Raw genomic sequence first — 19,636 nt, 5'->3', positions numbered from 1 at the left:
TGGTGGACCGGGCCCGTAAGGCGGGTGTGGTGATCACGCCCGCGCAGTTCATCGCGCACCCCACCATCGCCGGCCTCGCGTCCGTGGCCGGTGGGTCGACGACCGCCGGTGCGGGTGGTGACGGAAGCCGGCGTACGGACACCGGTGTGGTGCCGCTCGTCGCGTCGCACGTGGCCTTCGCCGAGCGGAACTTCGCCGACCCGCACAAGTACACGCACATCTTCATGTTCGAGGCGATGCGGTCACTCGACCCGGCGGTGCTGGAGCGGGCCGTGGCGGCGGTCATCACCCATCACGACTCGCTGCGGATCGCCTTCCCCCGGGCCGGGGGCCGGTTGTCGGTCCGGGTCAACGAGCCGTACCAGCCCACGCCGTTCACCAGCGTGGACCTGTCCGCCCTCGACCCGGCGGACCAGGAGGTCGCCTTCCGGCGCCTCGATCGCACCCTGCACCGCAAGCTCGACATCGAGAACGGGCCGCTGCTCCAGGTCGCCCTGGTCCGCTTCGGGGCCGACCGTCCCGAGCTGCTCGTGGTGATCGTCCACCACCAGTTGATGGACAACAGCTCCTGGGACGTCCTGATGGCGGATCTCCAGACCGCATACCAGGCGGTGGAGGCCGGCGAGGAGCCGCGCCTGCCGCTGCCGACGGCGTCGTTCGCCGAATGGTCCCGCAACCTGGACGCGCTCGCCCGTGGCACGGAGTTGACCGAGGACATCGCTTACTGGACGGCGCTGGCCAAGGAACCTGTCCCGACCTGGCCGCTGGACCACCCCGACGGAGACGACTGCATGTCGTCGGAGGAGACGGTGGTGGTCGGGCTCGACGCGGAGGAGACCGCCGCGCTGCGCCGGCTGGTGCCGCAGGAGTACGGCCTGAGCGTCAACGACGCGCTGCTGGCCGCCACCCTCCAGGGCTTCACCGACTGGTCCGGTCAGTCGTCGATCCTGGTCGACCTCGTCGCCCGGGGTCGGGAGATGGGCGGTCAGGACCTCGACCTGTCCCGTGCCATCGGCCGGTTCTCGATGACCTCACCCCGGCTCGTCCGCCGACCCGAGAAGCCCGGCCCGAGGGCGCTGCTGGAGTCGGTCCGCGAGCAGGTCGAGGCGGTGCCCCGGCGCGGCCTCGCCTTCGGCCTGCTGCGCTACCTCGGCGGGCATCCGGAGGTGGCGGACGCGCTCGCCCCGCTCGGCAAGCCGGACATCCTGCTCAACAACTGGGGCGAGTTCGCCCACGAGCCCGAGGAGTCGCCGCTGCTCGGGCCGGCCATGGACGACGTCTGGCCGATGCCGAAGCTGCAACGCATGCACCGGCTCCAGGTGTTCGCGCGGTTCGCCGACGGTGAGCTCAGCCTGCACCTGAAGTACAGCAGCAACCTCAACGAGCGGACGAGCATCGAGCGGCTCGCCGCCCTGACCCTGGCCGCCCTCCGGTCGTTCGTCCGGCCGGACGCCGACTGACCCGGACCACGACCCGACGTACGCGGAAGGACCTCCGACATGGACCACGTGAAAGAGAGCTGCCTGTTCCCGGAGCGCAACCGGGTGGCCTGCATCGAGGCCACCTCGCCCGGCATCTCGCCGGCGGAATGGGCCACCGAGCACCTCGACCTGATCAACGACCGACTGGACAGCCACGGCGCTGTCCTGCTGCGCGGGTTCGACGCCCCGGACGCGCCGGCCTTCTCCGCCTTCGTCAAGGTCTTCGGCGAGGAGATGGCCGAGTACACCTACCGGTCCACGCCGCGCAGCAAGGTCGGCGACGTGTACACCTCGACCGAGTACCCGGCCAGCGAGGTCATCCCGCTGCACAACGAGATGGCGTACACCAGCGTGTGGCCCCGGCGGTTGTTCTTCTACTCGAACATCCCGGCCCAGACCGGCGGGGAGACCCCGCTCGCCGACAGCCACGCCGTCTGGCAGCGCATCCCCGCCGAGGTGCGCGAGCGCTTCGAGCGGCACGGTGTGCGGTACGTGCGCAACTACCGGGTCGGTCTCGGGGTGTCCTGGCAGGAGACGTTCCCCGGGATGGACCGGGAGGCCGTGCAGGAGTTCTGCCGCGAGCGGGGCATCACCTACGAGTGGTTCGACGACGGCGCGCTGCGGACCACCGAGACCTGCCAGGCCGTCACCGTGCACCCGGTGTCCGGGCGGACGGTCTGGATGAACCAAGCCCACCTGTTCCACGTCTCCAACCTGCCCGAGGCCACCCGGGAGGCGCTGCTGGAACTGCTGGCCGAGGAGGACCTGCCGCGTAACGCGTACCTCGGCGACGGCAGCCCGATCACCGACGCCGACCTCGCGGCCATCCGCGCCGCGTTCGACGCGGAGTCCCTGGCCTTCCCCTGGCAGCAGGGTGACCTGCTGGTCGTCGACAACATGGCGATGGCGCACGGCCGGTCCAGCTTCACCGGGCCGCGCAAGACGTTGGTGGCGATGACCGGGTCGTACGGCAGTCGGGAGGCGGCGTGAGCGGGCTCGCCGAGAAGATCGCCTTCCTGGAGTCGCACGGGGTGGCCGAGTTGGCGCACTCGGAGGCCAACCTGCTGGCGCACCTGCGCGGCGTGCACGACCTGCTGGCCCAGTGGGGGTCGCGGCAGGAGCTGTGCGACGCGGGGTTGTTCCACTCGGTGTACGGCACGGAGATCTTCCCGACCGGCGCGATCCCGCACGAGCTGCGGCCCGCCGTGCGGGAGCTGATCGGTGCGGAGGCGGAGACGCTGGCGTACCTGTTCGGCACCGTCACCCGCAGCGCCCTCTTCGACGCCGCCTTCGACGGCCCGCCGTTCCTGCTCGAGGACCGCTCAGGCGGTTGCGTCGGCGTCAGCGCCGGCCAGTACGCCGACCTCGCCGCCCTGACGGTGGCGAACTGGCTGGAGCAACGTCCCCGGTTCGCCGAGTCCAGCAAGTTCAGCCGCGCCCGCGAGTTCGACGCCATGCGCCGCTATCTGCCGGACAGTGTCCGTACCGCCCTGGAGCGCGCCTACGGGTTCGCTCCGCTCGCCCTCGCTGGAAACGAGTAGACGCACCGTGTCGACAACCACCACACCGGTCCGCCCGAGTGCCGAACAGGACGCGGGAGTGCTGTCCCGACTCTTCGTCCAATGGCCCTCGATCCTGGTGAAGGCGTCCCTGCGCCGACCACTGAAGCTGTCGGACAGCCTGACGCCGCCCCGGTACGACCACCTGGAGCGGGTGACCCCGGTCTTCGAGCGTGCCTGGGCCGCCCGGCGCGACCATCCGGACGGGCTGCGGCGGGCCCTCTACCAGACCTACCGTCGGCGGTTCTGGTGGGCGGGCCTGATCTTCCTGGCCTACCAGACCTGCGCGACCGTCGGGCCGCTGCTGGTGCGGGAGCTGATCGCCTGGTTCGAGGGCGACGGCCGGGGCCCGGTGGTGGAGGGTCTGCTGATCGCCGCCGGCCTGGCCGGCTTCTACGTGTTGGACGCGTTGAGCCACAAGCACCAGTGGTCCGAGGTGTGGAAGACCGCGCACTCGATCACCGCGCTGCTGCGGACCGAGATCCTGCGCAAGTACCTGCGGATGGATCGCGGTGCCCGACTGGCCCACCCCTCCGGGGAGGTCATCACCCTCGCCTCGTCCGACGCCCGGAGGGTCGGGCGGGTCGCTTTCACGCACATGGCGTGGGCGGTCCCGCTGGGCATCGCCGGCTCCTGCGTGGTCCTCTGGGTGCTGCTGGGCTGGGCGGCGCTGGTGGGCATCGTCATCCTCATCGCCGGGCTGTGGCTGTCGCACGTGGCCAACGAGAGGGTCTTCGCGCTGGTGCCGGCGATCCGGGACGCGAACGGCGTCCGGATCGGGCTGGTCGGCGAGTATCTGGGGGCCATGCGGACGCTGCGCACCCACGGCTGGGAGGACGTCGCCGAGCGGGCTGTCGGCCGGGAACGCGCGACGCTCAACGCGTTGCTGGTCCGCCGGCAGAAGCGGCTCGCCACGCTCTACCTGGTGAACGCCGCCGCGCCGGTGCTGATGGTGATGGCCACCCTGGTCACGTACGCGGCGCTGGGCAACGAACTGAAGGCAGCGGACGTGTTCGCGGCGATCGCCGTGCTGACCGTCCTCCGGTCCCAACTGCCCGAGCTGGTGCGCTACCTGGACATGCGCAACGAGTGGCGGGTGGCGTTCGGGAAGGTGACGACCTTCCTGCGGGCCCCGGACACCGCCGAGGCGTCGACCGACGGCGACGCGCCGGCCGGGGCGGTCGACCTCGACGGCGCGTCGTTCACCTGGCCCGGGGCCGACGCGGACGCCCGGCCGGTCCTGACCGGCGTCGACCTGCGGGTCGCGCCCGGTGAGTTGATCTGCGTGCTGGGTCGGGTCGGCAGCGGCAAGTCCGCGCTGCTCGCGGCGCTGGCCGGGGCGCTGCCGACGGTCGCGGGTACCGCACGGGTCGGCGGCAGCGCCGTCTACCTGCCGCAGCGCCCCTGGATCATGCAGGGCAGCGTCGTCGACAACATCCGCTGCTTCTCGCCCGACGATCCGGACCGGTACGCGGCGGTCGTCCGCGCCACCGCCCTGGAGGCGGACCTGGCGGCGATGCCGGCTCGCGACGGCACGGCCATCGGCGAGCGGGGCGTGAACCTCTCCGGCGGGCAACGGCAGCGCATCGCGTTGGCCCGCGCCGCCTACGAGGACGCCGACGTCTACCTCTTCGACGACCCGACCAGCGCCGTCGACGACGCGGTCGCCGGCACCATCCTGGAGGCGCTGTTCGACGGGGTGCTGGCCGGGCGTACCCGGATCGTTGCCACCCACCGCCTCGACGTGGCCCGGCGGGCCGACCGGGTGGTGGTCCTCGACGGCGGCCGGGTGGTCGCGGCGGGCCGGTTCGCCGACGTCGCCGCGCAGATGCCCGACCTGCTGCCGGCCGTGGCCGCCGAGGCCGCGACGCCGTCCGATCCGGACGGCGCCGGGCTGGACGAGGTGGCCGAGGAGGTGGCCGCCGAGGAGGAGGAGACGGTCCGTGCCGGTCAGGTCGGTTCCGCCACCTACCGCCGTTACCTGCAGGTACTGACCCCGGGCCTCCTCGCTGTCGTTCTGCTCGGCCTGGCCGTCGGCGGGCAGGCCGTCCTGGGCGGCTCGTCGTTCTGGCTCGGCCACTGGACCGAGCACGCCGGGCAGGACACGCTGTACTACGCGGGGGTGTTCGCCGCCATCGGTCTGTTGGCGCTCGTGCTGGATCGCGGGCTGTTCAGCTTCGCCTTCGCCCGGGGTGTGTCCGCTGGCCAGAACCTGCACGCGTCGATGTTGCACCGGGTCTTCCGGGCCCCGCTGTCGTTCTTCGACCGCAACTCCTCCGGACGCGTCCTGGCGCGGTTCTCCGGTGACATGGAGACCATCGACCTGGAGTTGCCGGAGACCACCATGGACACCCTCCGGGTCGCCGTCGGCCTGGTCGTGCCGTTGGCGGCGCTGGCCTTCACCAGTCCACTGATGCTGGTGGCGGCCCCGCTGCTGCTGGTGGTCTACCTCCGCTGGCAGCGGCTCACCAGGGCCAGCACGGTCGAGGCGTCCCGGCTGTCGAAGCAGGCGAACGAGCCGATGCTCGCGCTGCTCAACGAGGCGGTCGACGGGGTGACCTCGATCGAGGGCCGGAACAGCCGGGTGCGCGGCTACCAGGCTGCGTTCGGTGAGCGGGTCCGCGTCGCGCACCACGCCGACTACACGGTCAACGCGCTGTCGCGGCACTTCAACCTGAAGCTCGACATGCTCGGCGCGGTCGTCCTGCTGACGTACGGGGTGCTGATCGTCGCCGTGGGCGGGATCGGCGCCGGGCTGGCCGGTGTCGGGGTCAGTTTCGTGTACGCGCTGATGGAGGCGCTGGCCATGAGCCTGATGACGGTGCAGATGATGGACCTGTCGCTGGCGAGCTTCGAACGTGTCGACGACTACACCCGGCTGCCGGTCGAGCCGACCGACGGGCGACCGGCCCCGGCCGGCTGGCCCACCGCCGGCGAGGTCCACTTCGAGAACGTCACCCTGCGCTATGCCGAGGGCGGCCCGGCCGCGCTGAACGGCGTGTCGTTCGACGCCCCGGCGGGCAGCAAGATCGGCATCGTCGGCCGGACCGGCAGCGGCAAGTCCAGCCTGTTCACCGCGCTGCTGCGGTTCGTGCCGGCCGAGCAGGGGCGCATCCTCGTCGACGGGGTGGACACCGCCACGCTGCGGCTGGCCGACCTGCGGGCCGCCGTCGAGGTGGTACCGCAGGATCCGGTGCTGCTGCCCGGCACCCTGCGGGACAACATCGACCCGACCGGTGCGTACCCCGACGCGGCGGTCACCGCCGTCCTCACCAAGGTGGGCCTCGCCGACCGGCTGCTCGGCGTGGGCGGTGGCGGTCTCGACGCGGCCCTGTCCGCCGACGGCGGGCAGCTCAGCGCCGGTGAACGGCAGCTGCTCTGCCTCGCCCGGGCGTTGCTGCGGGACGCGAAGCTGGTCCTCATCGACGAGGCCACGTCGAGCCTCGACGCCGAGACCGACGCCCGCATCCAGCGGCTGCTGGCGGTGGACCTCGCCGGCGCGACGGTGCTCACCATCGCCCACCGCCGGGAGACCCTGGCCGGCGCCGACCGGGTGGTGACGCTCGACGGTGGGCTGGTGGCCCGGGTAACCGACCGCGATCCGGCCGGGGTGCTGGCCGGGGCGATGAACCCGGTCGGGCAGCGTGCCGGCCAGCCGAGTCTCGGGGAGCCGGTCCAGTGACCGGATCGCGTGCGGTGGCCCAGGAGATGGACGCGCTCGTCCACTGGCGGGCCAGGCTGGCCGGCGTACCCACCCTGGACCTGGTCACCGACCGGGTCCGCCCGGCCCGTCGACGCCAGCACACCGACCGGGTGACGCTCACCGTCGGCCCGGACACCACCCGACGGCTGCACGCGGTGAGCGCGGCGTTGGGCGTCGCACCCTCCGTGCCGTTGCTCGCCGTGGGGCAGGTGGTGCTGGGCCGGCACGCCGGCACCCGGGACCTGGCCACCGCGACGCCGCTGGACGGCGCCCTGGTGCCGTTGCGCGGCAGGTGGGACGACGACCCGTCGGCCGCCGACCTGTTCGCGCGGGTCGACGCCGAATTGCGGGCGGCCTCGCCGTACACCGGCGTCCCGCTGCACCGGGTGGCCGAGGCGCTCGGCCTACCCCGCGACCCGAGTCGTGCCGCGCTCTGCCCGGTCGTGCTGGGGGTGGGAGCGGCCCCCGCCACCACCGGGGCGGTGCCGCCCGACCTGAGCGTGCTCTGGGACGAGCCGCGGCCCGACGGGGCGTTCGGCGTCCTCGCCTACGACCCGGACCTGTTCGACAGCGCGACGGTGCGCCGGTTCGCCGACCACTACCTGATGTTGCTCGACAACGCCCTGACCGACCCCGAGGCGCCGATCTCCACCCTCGCGCACACGTCGGCGCAGGAGCGCGCGCTGATCGTCCGGTGGGGCACCGGCGGCGGTACGGCAGGTCCGCCGAGTGTGCCGGCGGCGTTCCTCAGCCAGGCCGAGGCGACACCGGACGCCGTCGCTCTGGAGTACGACGGCACCACCCTCACGTACGCCGAGGTGCGCGCCCGGGCCGACGCCCTGGCGACCGTCCTGACCGGACGCGGGGTCACCCCGGGCAGTGCCGTCGGCCTGGCGATGGGCTCGTCCGCCCAGTTCGTCGTGGCGATGCTCGCGGTGCTCGCCACCGGGGCGGCGTACCTGCCCCTGGACCCGTCCTACCCCGAGGCACGGCGGGAGTTCATGCTGCGCGACAGCGGGGCGCGGCTGCTGCTCGCCGACGGTCCGGTGGCCGTCGTCGACGACCTGCCGGTGCTGCGGCTCGACCGGCTGGTGCTGCCCTCGGGACGGTCCGCGCCGACGTGGCCGCTGACGTACCCGACCCAGCGGGCCTGCGTCCTGTACACCTCCGGGTCGACAGGGCGGCCGAAGGGGGTCGAGACCACCCACGGCGGGATCGTCCGGCTGGTTCACCGCGCCGACTACTTCCCCGTCGGGCCGGCCGACGCGGTCGCACAGGCGGCCAACGTGTCGTTCGACGCCGCGAGCTTCGAGGTGTGGGGTGCGCTGCTCAACGGCGCGCGCCTGGTGGGCATCCCCAAGGACGACGTGCTCACGCCGTCCCGGCTGGGTCACCGACTCGCCGAGCACGGCGTCACGGTGCTGATGCTCACCACCGCCCTGTTCCACAGGTGCGTGGACGCCGACCCGGCGATGTTCGCCCCGCTGCGCGCCCTCTACTTCGGCGGCGAGCCGGCCGACGCCCGCCGGGTCGCCACGCTGGCCGCCGCCCTGCCGGGGTTGCGCCTCGTCAACGGGTACGGCCCGACCGAGTGCACCACGTTCTCCAGCACCTGGGACGTGACCGACCTGCCCGGCGACGCGGCGCGGACCCCGATCGGTCGACCGATCGGTGGGGAGCTGCTCTACGTCCTCGACGACCACGGCCGGCTGACCGGCATCGGCGCTCCGGGGGAGCTGTTCATCGGCGGCGCCGGTCTCGCGCACGGGTACGTCGGCAGGCCCGACCTGACCGCCGAGCGGTTCGTGCCGAGCCCCTTCGAGCCCGGCGCCCGCGTCTACCGCACGGGTGACGTGGTGCGGTGGCGCGAGGACGGTCAACTGGAGTGCCTGGGCCGGGCCGACCAGCAGGTCAAGATCCGCGGTGTCCGGATCGAGCCGGACGAGATCGCCAGCACCCTCACCACCTGCCCGGGCGTCCGGGCCGCCGCCGTCACGGTGCACGAGGACGGCGACGAACGTCGGCTCGTCGCCTACGTCGTCCCGGACGACGCCCCGGTCCCGGCGGGTGAGCTGCGCGCCCACCTCGCGGCCCGGCTGCCCGAGGCGATGGTGCCGACCTGGTACGTGCCGCTGGCGGCGTTGCCGGTCACCCCCAACGGCAAGGTGGACCGCCGAGCGCTGCCCGCGCCCGACGCGCACCACGGCGTCCGGGCCGCCGACGGCGCGCCGCCCAGCGGCACGATCGAGGAACTTGTCGCACGGACCTGGCAGGACCTGCTCGGCGTGCCGGTGGTGTCCGCCGCCGACGACTTCTTCGCCCTCGGCGGCCACTCGTTGCTCGCGGCGCAGATGGTGGCGCGGATCGCCGCCGCCGCCGGCGTACGGCTGGGCGTCCGCGCCGCCTTCGAGGCGCCCACCGTCGCCGCGCTCGCGGCACGCGTCGCCGACGCCGGCCCGGACGACGCCCGCCCGCCGGTGCCGGCCGCCGGCCCCGGGCCGCACCCCCTGTCGTACGCCCAGCAGCGGCTGTGGTTCCTCGACCAGCTCGATGCTGGTCAGGCGGTCTACTCGGTGCCGCTGGTGCTCACCGTGGACGGCCCGCTCGACGTCGACGCCCTCGACGCCGGCCTGCGGGGGCTGGTGACGCGGCACGCGGCGCTGCGGACCCGGCTGGTGACGATCGACGGCGAGCCCCGGCAGGTAGTGGACGACGAGCCACCGGTCGTCCTCACCGTGGACGACCTGCGCGACCGGGCCGACCGTGACGAGCAGGCCGACGCCCTGCTGCGCCACGCCGCCGCCCGACCCTTCGACCTCGCCACCGGGCCGCTGGCTCGCTGGCATCTGATCCGGCTGACCGACGAGCACGCGATGCTCCTGATGACGTTGCACCACGCGGTCTGTGACGGCTGGTCGATCGGTGTGCTGATCCGTGACCTCGGCGCGTTCTACGCCGCCCGGACCATCGGCACGCCCGCACCGGTCCCGCTCACCGTCGAGTACGTCGACTACACCCTGTGGCAGCGCGCGCTGCTGGCCGGCGACGCGCGGACGACCCAGCTCGCGTACTGGGTGGACCGGCTCGCGGGCGCGCCCGCGGCACTGGACCTCCCGACCGACCGTCCCCGCCCGGCCACCGCCCGGCACCGGGGGGAGACGTTCGACGTACGGCTGCCCGCCGCCCTGGTCGAACGCCTCGACGCGGTGGGACGGCGGCACGGCGTCACCCGGTTCATGGTGCTGCTCGCCGTGTTCCAGCTGGTGCTGGGCCGGTACGCGGACGTCCGCGACGTCAGTGTCGGCAGCCCGGTGTCCGGGCGCACCCGCTCCGAGTTCGACGACCTGGTGGGTTTCTTCGTCAACACCGTCGTGCTGCGGACCCGTTGGCAGGACACCGAGACGTTCGTCGACGTGCTGGCCCGGGTGCGGGACGCGGTGCTCGGCGCGTACGAGCACCAGGACGTTCCGTTCGAGCAGGTCGTCGAGGCGGTCCGGCCACCACGCGACCCCAGTCGTACCCCGCTGTTCCAGGTCATGCTGTCGGCACAGAACCTGCCCGAGCGGACCGACGCGGTGCCCGGTCTGTCGGTCGGGGTGACCGAGCCACCCGGCCGGGTGGCGAAGTTCGACCTCACGGTGGCCTGGGACGAGGTGCCCAGCGCCACGGGCGAGCTGCGCGGCACCGTGGAGTACGACGTCGACCTGTTCGACAGGGACACCGCCGAGCGGCTGGCGCACAGTTACCGCACCCTGCTGGAGTCGGCGCTGAGCACCCCGGACGCCCCGGTGTCCACACTGGACCTGCTGCCCGGCCCCGAGCTGGTCCCGCCGGTCGGCGGGGCGACCGACGCGCCGACCGCGTCGACTCTGCACGGCCTGGTCGCCGCCGCCGCGGCGCGCTGGCAGCAGCGCCCGGCGCTGGTGCAGGGCGACCGGCAGGTCAGCCACGCCGAGCTGGACAGCCGTGCCGCCGCGGTGCACGCCCACCTGACCGCCCGGGGCGTACGCCCCGGTGACACCGTCGCCGTCCTGCTGGAGCGCAGCCCTGACTGGCCGGCGGCGCTGCTCGGCGTCCTGCGCGCCGGGGCCGCGTACGTGCCACTGGACCCGGCGATCCCGCCGAAGCGGTTGGCGCACATCCTCGCTGACTCGTCGGCAGTGCTGCTGCTCGGCTCCCGCGAGAACTACCCGCCCGCCGCCGACCTGCCGTTCGTCGCGATCGAGGATGCGTTGCTCGCCGCCCCGGCCGCCGCCGGCACGCCGGTGCACCCGTCGGCGCCGGCGTACGTGCTCTACACCTCGGGCACCACCGGGCAGCCCAAGGGCGTCCGCGTCAGCCACGGCAACCTGGTGCACACCCTGGAGGCGGTCGCTGGGCACTACGCGCTCACCCCCGCCGACCGGGTGCTCCAGTTCGCCGCGCTCGGCTTCGACGTGGCCGCCGAGGAGCTGTTCGGGACGCTGATCCGGGGCGGGGCCGTGGTGTTGCCGCCGGCCGGGCCGGTGCCCGGTCTCGACGAGTTCACCGCGCTGATCCGCCGGGAGCGACTCACAGTGCTCAACCTGCCGGCGTCGTACTGGCACGAGTGGGTGGCGGTGCTGGACCGTCACCCGCCCGCCTCCTGTCCGGACCTGCGGCTCGTCGTGGTCGGCAGCGAGCGGGTCGACGCGGGGCGGCTCGCCCAGTGGCGCGCCGCCGCGCCGGAGGTGCGCTGGCTCAACGCGTACGGCCCGACCGAGGCCACCATCACCGCCACCGTGCACGAGCCGGGCGGCGACCGGGAGCCGGTCACCGGCAGCGTCCCGGTGGGGCTGCCGCTGCCGGGCGTGCGGGCGTACGTCCTCGATCGTGGACTGCGGCCGGTGCCGCGCGGGGTCCCGGGGGACCTGTGGCTCGGCGGACCGGGGGTGGCGCAGGGCTACGTCGGGGACCCGGCCCGCACCGCCGTCAGCTTCCTCCCCGACCCGTGGGGCCCGCCCGGCGGCCGCATGTACGGCACCCGGGACCGGGTCCGGCTCGGTGTCGGTGGGGTGCTCGAGTTCCTCGGCCGGGAGGACGGTCAGGTCAAGGTGCGCGGATTCCGGATCGAGTTGGGCGAGATCGAGGCGGCGCTCGGTGCCCACCCAACGGTAGGAGAGGCGGCTGCGGTGCTGCGCGAGGACGTGCCGGGCCGACCCACGCTGGTCGGCTACGTGACGCCCAGCGACGTGGACGTGGCGCTGCTGCGCGCGCACCTGGCCGACCGGCTGCCCGGGTACATGGTGCCGGCCACGATCGTCACGCTGGACCGGCTGCCACGCAGCGACCGCGGCAAGGTCGACCGGGACGCCCTCGCGCCACCCGCCGCCCCGACCCCTGCCGGGGTGGGTGTGCCCGGCAGCGAGTTGGAGCGCGCGGTGGCGGCGATCTGGCGCGACGTGCTGGTGGTCGACGAGGTGGGCGTCGACGACAACTTCTTCGACATCGGTGGGCACTCGCTGCTCGTGATGCGGGTGCAGACGCACCTGTCCGAGCGGCTGGGTCGCACGGTGCCGGTGGTGGAGCTGTTCCGCCACCCCACCGTGCGGGCACTCGCCCGGCACCTGGCGTCCGGGGACCGGACGCCAGCGATGTCCGCGGGGCACCACCGCGCCGAGACACGCGCCGCCATCCAACGGGTGCGCATACCGCGACGTCGGCCGGGCCGGCATCACGACAGGGGGGACGCATGATGACCGAGGAACGTACGCTGCCCGACACCGCCATCGCCGTCGTCGGAATGGCGCTCCGGGTTCCCGGGGCCGCCACCCTCGACGCCTTCTGGAGCAACCTGCGCGACGGGGTCGAATCGCTCACCACCCTCGACGACGCCGACCTGATCGCCGACGGCGTCGCACCCGAGGAGTTCAACCACCCCGACTACGTCCGTGCCCTCGGCGTCCTCGACGACCCGGCCGGCTTCGACGCCCGCTTCTTCGGGTTCTCGGCCCGTGAGGCGCAGCTGCTCGACCCGCAGCACCGGATCTTCCTGGAGTGCGCCTGGGAGGCGTTGGAGCACGCCGGTCACCCGTTCGACTCCACGACACCCGTGACAGGTGTCTACGCCGGGGTGGGGGAGAGCTCCTACCTGCTGCACAATCTGCTGCCCAACGCGGACCTGGTGGCCCGGGTCGGGGCGTTCCAGACCTCCATCGGCAACGACAAGGACTTCCTGCCGACCCGGGTGTCGTACAAGGTCAACCTGCGGGGCCCCAGCATCAGCGTGCAGACCGGCTGCTCCACCTCCCTGGTCGCTGTGCACATGGCCGCGCAGGCGCTGCTGGCCGGCGAGTGCGACGTCGCGCTGGCCGGCGGCGCGACGGTCATCGCCCGCCGCCGTGGCTACCGGCACACCCAGGGCGGCATCCTCTCCGCCGACGGCCACTGCCGGGCGTTCGACGCCGAGGCGACCGGCGCGGTGGCCGGCAGCGGCGCCGGCGTCGTCGTGCTCAAGCGGCTCGCCGACGCGATGACGGACGGCGACCTGGTGCACGCCGTGATCCGGGGCTCGGCCGTGAACAACGACGGCGACCGCAAGGTCGGCTTCACCGCCCCGAGCGTGGACGGGCAGGCCGACGTCATCGCCGAGGCGCTCGCCGTCGCCGGGGTCGACCCCGCCACGATCGGTTACGTCGAGGCGCACGGCACCGGCACCCCGCTCGGTGACCCGATCGAGGTGGCCGCGTTGACGAGTGCCTTCGGTGACCTGCCGCCGGGCCGCATCGGGCTCGGCTCGGTCAAGACGAACATCGGGCACCTCGACACCGCCGCCGGGGTCGTCGGTCTGATCAAGACGGTGCTGGCACTGCGGGCCGGCGAGATCCCACCGTCGCTGCACTTCCGCACCGCCAACCCCGAGCTGGCTCTGGACGCGAGTCCCTTCCACGTCGTCGCGGCCCGCACCCCATGGCCCGGCGGGGTGCGCCGTGCCGGGGTCAGCTCGTTCGGCATCGGCGGCACCAACGCGCACGTCGTCGTGGAGGAGGCCCCGACCCGCGCGGCGGGCCAGGAGAGCCGCCGGCAGCACCTGCTGCCCCTGTCCGCCGCCACACCCACCGCCCTCGACACGGCTGCCGACCGACTCGCCGCGCACCTGAGCGCCCACCCGGACACGCCGCTGGCCGAGGTGGCGTACACCCTGCAACGCGGCCGGCGGACCCTGCCGTACCGCCGGACGGTCGTCGGCGGCAGCCCCATCGAGGTGGTCGAGGCGTTGCGGCGACCGGCGGCCCGGTCGGCCGAGACCGCCACCGACCGCGCGGTGCTGTTCACCTTCCCCGGTCAGGGCGCGCAGCGCACCGGCATGGCGCACGCCCTCTACGTCGCTGAGCCGGTGTTCCGCTCCGAGGTGGACCGGGCCGCGGACCTCCTGACGCCGTTGCTCGACACGGACATCCGGGACCTCCTGTTCCCCGCCGACGACCAGCGGGAGACCGCTGCGGAACAGCTCCAGCAGACCCGGTACGCGCAGCCGGCGCTGTTCGTCGTCGAGTACGCGCTGGCGAAGCTCTGGGCGCACTGGGGCGTACGACCGGCGGGGCTGCTCGGGCACAGTGTGGGTGAGCTGGTGGCCGCCTGCCTGGCCGGGGTGTTTGCGCTGCCCGACGCGGTGCGCCTGGTCGCGGCACGCGGTCGGCTCATGCAGGCGGCGGAGCCGGGCGTGATGCTCGCGGTGCCGCTGGCCGAGACCGAGTTGCTGCCGCTGCTCGACGATGTGCTGGACCTCGCCGCCGTCAACGGCCCCCGGCAGTGCACCGCCTCCGGGCCGCCCGAGGCCGTGGCGGCTCTCGAGGCCCGGCTGCGCGAGCGGGGGGTGGCCTCGACCAGGCTGGCCACCTCGCACGCGTTCCACTCCCGGGCCATGGCCGCCGCCGGGTCGGCGTTCGAGGCGGAGGTGGCCCAGGTGCCGCGCTCGGCGCCGGAGATCCCCTTCGTGTCGAACGTGACAGGTGCCTGGATCACCGCCGAGTCGGCCACCAGCCCCGCGTACTGGTCCCGGCAACTGCGGTCGACCGTCCGCTTCGGCGACGGTTTGGCGGCGCTGCGCGACGCTGACGCCGACGCCGTGGTGCTGGAGATCGGCCCCGGGCGGGTGTTGACCCGCCTCGCCGGTGGGTCGGCCGCCCGCGCGGTGGCGTCGCTGCCGTCGGCCGGTCGAGACGCCGACGCCGAGACGGAGCTCCTCGCCGCCGCCGGTGCGCTGTGGCGGATGGGCGTCGCGATCGGGTGGGAGGCGCTGCACGGTGACGTGCCGCCCCGGCGGACCGTCCTGCCGGCCTACCCGTTCGAGCGGGAACGCTGCTGGGTCGATCCTCCCCGCGACGCGGTGACGAGCCGGGCGGGTGCCGACGGGCTCGTCGTGCGCGGCTACCGCCGGGCCGGCGGTGCCGGGCCGGCGACCACCGGGACCGGTGCCTGGCTGGCCGTCGACGCCGGTCTGCCGGACGGCGTCGTCGACGAGCTACGCGCGGCGGGGGGCCGGATGGTCGCCGCTGACCTCGATCCGGCGACCGGCGCGCTCCACACGTCGCTGTCGCCGCAGGAGCGGATCAGCGGGGTGCTGCTGGCGGTTCCACAGGGCGACCCGGCACCTACGCTCACGGCCCTGGGTGACGCGCTCACCAGGCGCGGCGACGCGTACGCCCGGGTGGTCGTCGTCACCGACGGCGCGCTCGACGTGACCGGCACCGAGACGCTGGTGCCGCCGCGCGGCGTGCTCGCCGGTTGGGCGACCGGCGGCGCGCCCGGCACCCGGACGCTGCTCGACGTGCTCCCGGCCACGACGCCGGTGGCCGCCCGCCGCCTCGCCGCCTCGGTGGTGCGGGAGGTCAGGTGCGCGCACCCCGAGCCGGTGGTGGCCCTGCGTGGCGGGCACCGCTTCCTGCCGCACGTCACCGCAGCTCCGGCTGCCGCCCCCGAGCGGCACACCGGCGCCCGATACCAGGTCGCCGGCGACACGGGGGTCGGTGCCGCGTTCCGGCGGGCCCTCACCACCGCCGGTGCGAGCGTCGACGACCCGGGGGGTGCCGGTCAGCCCGGTCCGGTGACCGTGCTGGTGCCGGTGGACGTCCGCACGTCCGCCGACGAGGCCCTGGCCACGCTGGCCGCCGTGGGCGTCGGCGCGCGGGAGCCGGTCACCGCCGTCGAGGTGCACCTGCTCGGCGGTACGCCGGACAATCCGCTCGCCGGGCACCTCGTGGCGCAGGCGGCGGCGCTGGGCCGGGAGTCCGACGCGGAGTGGGTGACCTACGGGTGGCCGGTGGCGGACCTGTCGGCCGTCGAACGGACAGCCGCCCGGGTGGTGGGCGCGGCGGCCTCCACCGGGCACGTGGTGGTCACCGTGCTCGACGAGACCGAAAGCGGCGCGGCGGAGGACCCCGCCGGGGTCCACGCGGTCGAGGACCCCACCGAGCGCGAGGTGGCGGCGATCTTCGCCGACCTGCTCGGCGAACGGGACGTCGCGCCCACCGTCGGCTTCTTCGAGCTGGGTGGGCACTCCCTGCTCGCCGCTCAGCTCGTCGCCCAGGTCGGCCGGGTGTGCGAGGCGGACGTCCCGCTGCGCGCCTTCGTCGCCGACCCGACGGTCCGTGGTCTCGCCGCCGCGGTACGCGCGGCCCGCGCCGAGGCCGGTGTCAGCGGCCCCGAGCCGTTGCCGGCCGTCGTGCCGGACCCGGCGTCGGCGCACCTGCCGTTCCCGCTGACCGATGTGCAGCAGGCGTACTGGATCGGACGCACCGGCGTGTTCGAGCTGGGCAACGTCGGCATGCACGGCTACGAGGAGTTCGACGTCCCCGAGCTGGACGTGTCGCGGTTGCAGCGGGCGCTGCGCCGGCTGATCCGGCGGCACGGGTCGCTGCGTACCGTCGTGCTGCCGCACGGCGAGCAGCAGGTCCTCGACGAGGTACCGGACTACGTCGTCGTCACCGAGGACGTGCGGGGTCGCCCGGCCGCCGAGGTGAACGCGAGCTTCGAGCGGACCCGCGCCGCCATGTCGCACCAGGTGTTCGTGCCGGACCGGTGGCCGCTGTTCGAACTGCGCGCCACACTGCTCGACGAGGGTCGGGGGCGGGTGCACTACAGCATCGACGGCCTGATCACCGACGCCTGGGCGTCGAGCATCGTGATGCGTGAGTTGACCCTGCTCTACCACGAGCCGGACGCGACCCTGCCCGAGCTGGAGTTGAGCTTCCGCGACTATGTGCTCGCCGCGCGGGCCACGGAGTCGACCGAGCGGTACCAGCGCGCCGCCGCGTACTGGCAGGAGCGGGTGCCGACACTGGCCCTCGCCCCGGAGTTGCCGCTGGCGGCCGACCCGCACACCATCGCCGCGCCCCGCTTCGCCCGGCTCACCGGGCAGGTGCCGGCGGACGAGTGGGACACAGTCAAGGCCGCCGCGTCCCGGCGCGGCCTCACTCCGACCGCGCTGCTGCTGGCCGCGTACGGCGAGGTGGTCGCCACCTGGTCGAAGAACCAGCGGTTCAGCCTCAACCTGCCGATGGCGCACCGGTTGCCGCTGCACCCGCAGGTCGACGCGATCCTGGGTGACTTCACCTCGGTGACGCTGTTGGAGATCGACGCGGGCGGTGCGGCGTCGTTCGAGAACCGCGCCCGGACCATCCGGGACCAACTCCTCGCCGACCTCGACCACGGACTGTTCAGCGGTGTGCGGGTCGCGCGGGAGCTGAAGCGGGTACGCGGTGACGCCGCCGCCGTCATGCCCGTCGTGTTCACCAGCCTGTTCCAGGGAATCGGCGGGCACCCGCAGATCGGCGAGGTGGTCTACTCCATCTCCCAGACACCGCAGATCTGGATCGACACCCAGGTGTACGAGATGAACGGTGCCCTGGTGCTGGACATCGACGCCGTCGAGGGTCTCTTCCCCGAGGGCATGGTCGCTGCCATGCACGCGGCGACGCTGTCGGTGCTGCACTGGCTCGCCGCCGACGAGGCGCACTGGGCCGACCCGGTGCCGTCGCTGGTGCCCCGCGCGGAGCTGGCCGCCCAGGCGGCGTACAACCGCACGGAGGCGCCGTTGCCGGTGGGCATGCTGCACGAGCCGTTCTTCGCCACCGCCGCCCGGGTGCCCGAGCGCCCGGCCGTGATCACGCCGACCCGGACGCTCACCTACGGCGAGCTGGCGGACCGCGCCCGCACGATCGCCGCCCACCTCGTCGGTTTGCGGGTACGCCCCGACGAGCTCGTCGCGGTGGTGATGGACAAGGGCTGGGAGCAGTGCGCCGCCGTCCTCGGTGTGCTCGCCGCCGGGGCCGCGTACCTGCCGATCGACCCGGACCTGCCGGACGAGCGGGTGCGTTTCCTGCTGACGCACGGCCGGGTGCGTGTGGTGCTGACCCAGGGGCGTCTGGCCGGTCCCGGGGCGCAACGGTTCGGCGACGTCGAGGTGTTGCGGGTGGACGAGCTGCGGGTCCTCCCGGCGGGCGCGCTGCCGGCGATCGACACCACGCCCAACAACCTCGCGTACGTCATCTTCACCTCCGGGTCCACCGGCCTGCCCAAGGGCGTGATGATCGAACACGAGGGTGCGTTGAACACCGTCGTCGACATCAACGAGCGCTTCCGGGTGGGCGAGGACGACCGGGTCCTGGCGCTGTCGTCGCTGAGCTTCGACCTGTCCGTGTACGACGTCTTCGGTCCGCTCGCCGTCGGCGGCGCGGTGGTGCTCCCGGAGGCGGCGGCACACCGCGATCCGGCCGCCTGGCTCGACCTGCTCACCAAGGCCAACGTGACGATCTGGAACTCGGTGCCGGCCCTCATGGAGCTGTTCGTCGAGCACCTCACCGTCCGGGAGGCCACCGGCGGCCTGCGACTGGTCATGCTCAGCGGTGACTGGATCCCGGTCGCCCTGCCGGACCGGATCCGGCAGACGCTCGGCGGGCCCGAGGTGGTCAGCCTCGGCGGCGCGACGGAGGCGTCGATCTGGTCCATCCTCTACCCGATCGGGGCGGTCCCGGCGGAGTGGACGAGCATCCCGTACGGGCGGCCCATGGTGAACCAGACCTTTCACGTCCTCGACGACGCGTTGCGACCCCGACCCACCGGGGTTCCCGGGCACCTGCACATCGGTGGTGTCGGCCTGGCCCGCGGCTACCTGCACGACGAGGCGCGGACGGCGGCGAGCTTCGTTGCGGACCCGGCCACCGGAACCCGTCTGTACCGCACCGGTGACCTCGGCCGGTTCCTGCCGAACGGGGAGATCGAGTTCCTGGGCCGGGAGGACTTCCAGGTCAAGGTGCAGGGTTACCGCATCGAGCTGGGCGAGATCGAGACCGCCCTCGCCCAGCACCCCGAGGTGCGCGGCGCGGTGGTGGTGGCGCAGGGCGAGCCGCGTGGCGCGAAGCGTCTCGTCGCCTTCGTCGTCCCCCGGGTCGCCGGTGCCGTGCCGACGGACGTGCGCGAGTTCCTCGCGGGCAAGCTGCCGGGGTACATGGTGCCGGCGGCGTTCCATGAGATCGACGAGCTGCCGCTGACCGCCAACGGGAAGGTCGACAGGCGGCCACTGTTGGAGTTGGCCGACGCGGTAGAGGCGGATGACGTGCCGTACGTGGCACCCCGCTCCACCCTGGAGGAGACCATCGCCGAGGTCTGGGGCGGCATCCTGCGGGTCGACCGGATCGGCGTGCACGACAACTTCTTCGCCCTCGGCGGAGACTCGTTGCTGGCGATGCGGGCGGTGGTGCACCTGCGCAAGGCGTTCGACGTGCAGGTGCCGATCCGGGTGCTGTTCGACAGCCCCACCCTGGAGGCCGCCGCGTTCGCCATCGAGGACCACCTGCTCAGTGAGCTGGAGGAGATGTCCGACGAGGAGGCCAGCGCCCTGCTGGCCGACGAGCCGACGTACTAGGAGAGCCGTT

6 protein-coding genes are annotated in these 19,636 nt (G+C 73.6%); all 6 read left to right on the top strand.

Translation table 11 applies throughout. The features are described from left to right. Positions 1–1,460: condensation domain-containing protein (locus tag FB453_RS02725; protein WP_222431300.1), on the top strand; the 1,460-nt coding region annotated here is incomplete at its 5' end. Between the two features lie 39 nt (positions 1,461–1,499). Then, the gene (locus tag FB453_RS02720; protein WP_112582444.1) at positions 1,500–2,471 is read left to right on the top strand and encodes a TauD/TfdA family dioxygenase; all 972 of its coding nucleotides are present in this window, start codon (positions 1,500–1,502) and stop codon (positions 2,469–2,471) included. After that, positions 2,468–3,022, top strand: a complete 555-nt coding sequence (locus FB453_RS02715) for a DUF6817 domain-containing protein (protein WP_112582443.1) — start codon at positions 2,468–2,470, stop codon at positions 3,020–3,022. Before FB453_RS02720 ends, FB453_RS02715 begins: the two co-directional genes overlap by 4 nt. 7 nt (positions 3,023–3,029) lie before the next feature. Continuing rightward, a complete protein-coding gene (locus FB453_RS02710; RefSeq protein WP_145787243.1) occupies positions 3,030–6,722 on the top strand; it encodes an ATP-binding cassette domain-containing protein in 3,693 nt (1,230 codons plus the stop codon). Beyond that, the gene (locus FB453_RS02705; protein WP_145787241.1) at positions 6,719–12,457 is read left to right on the top strand and encodes a non-ribosomal peptide synthetase; all 5,739 of its coding nucleotides are present in this window, start codon (positions 6,719–6,721) and stop codon (positions 12,455–12,457) included. Before FB453_RS02710 ends, FB453_RS02705 begins: the two co-directional genes overlap by 4 nt. After that, entirely contained in the window at positions 12,457–19,626 is a 7,170-nt protein-coding gene (locus FB453_RS02700; protein ID WP_186718016.1) for a non-ribosomal peptide synthetase/type I polyketide synthase, read from the top strand. The genes FB453_RS02705 and FB453_RS02700 overlap by 1 nt, the downstream gene beginning before the upstream one ends. Positions 19,627–19,636 lie beyond the last annotated feature (10 nt).

This window comes from Micromonospora sp. CNZ322 (assembly GCF_007827755.1).
The sequence above is the reverse complement of the archived record's forward strand: the minus strand, read 5'-3'. Positions and strand labels throughout refer to the sequence as shown.

Coding starts and splice junctions, on each gene's coding strand:
- FB453_RS02700 (WP_186718016.1), top strand. CDS start 12,457: ATGACCGAGGAACGTACGCTGCCCGACACCGCCATCGCCGTCGTCGGA.
- FB453_RS02720 (WP_112582444.1), top strand. CDS start 1,500: ATGGACCACGTGAAAGAGAGCTGCCTGTTCCCGGAGCGCAACCGGGTG.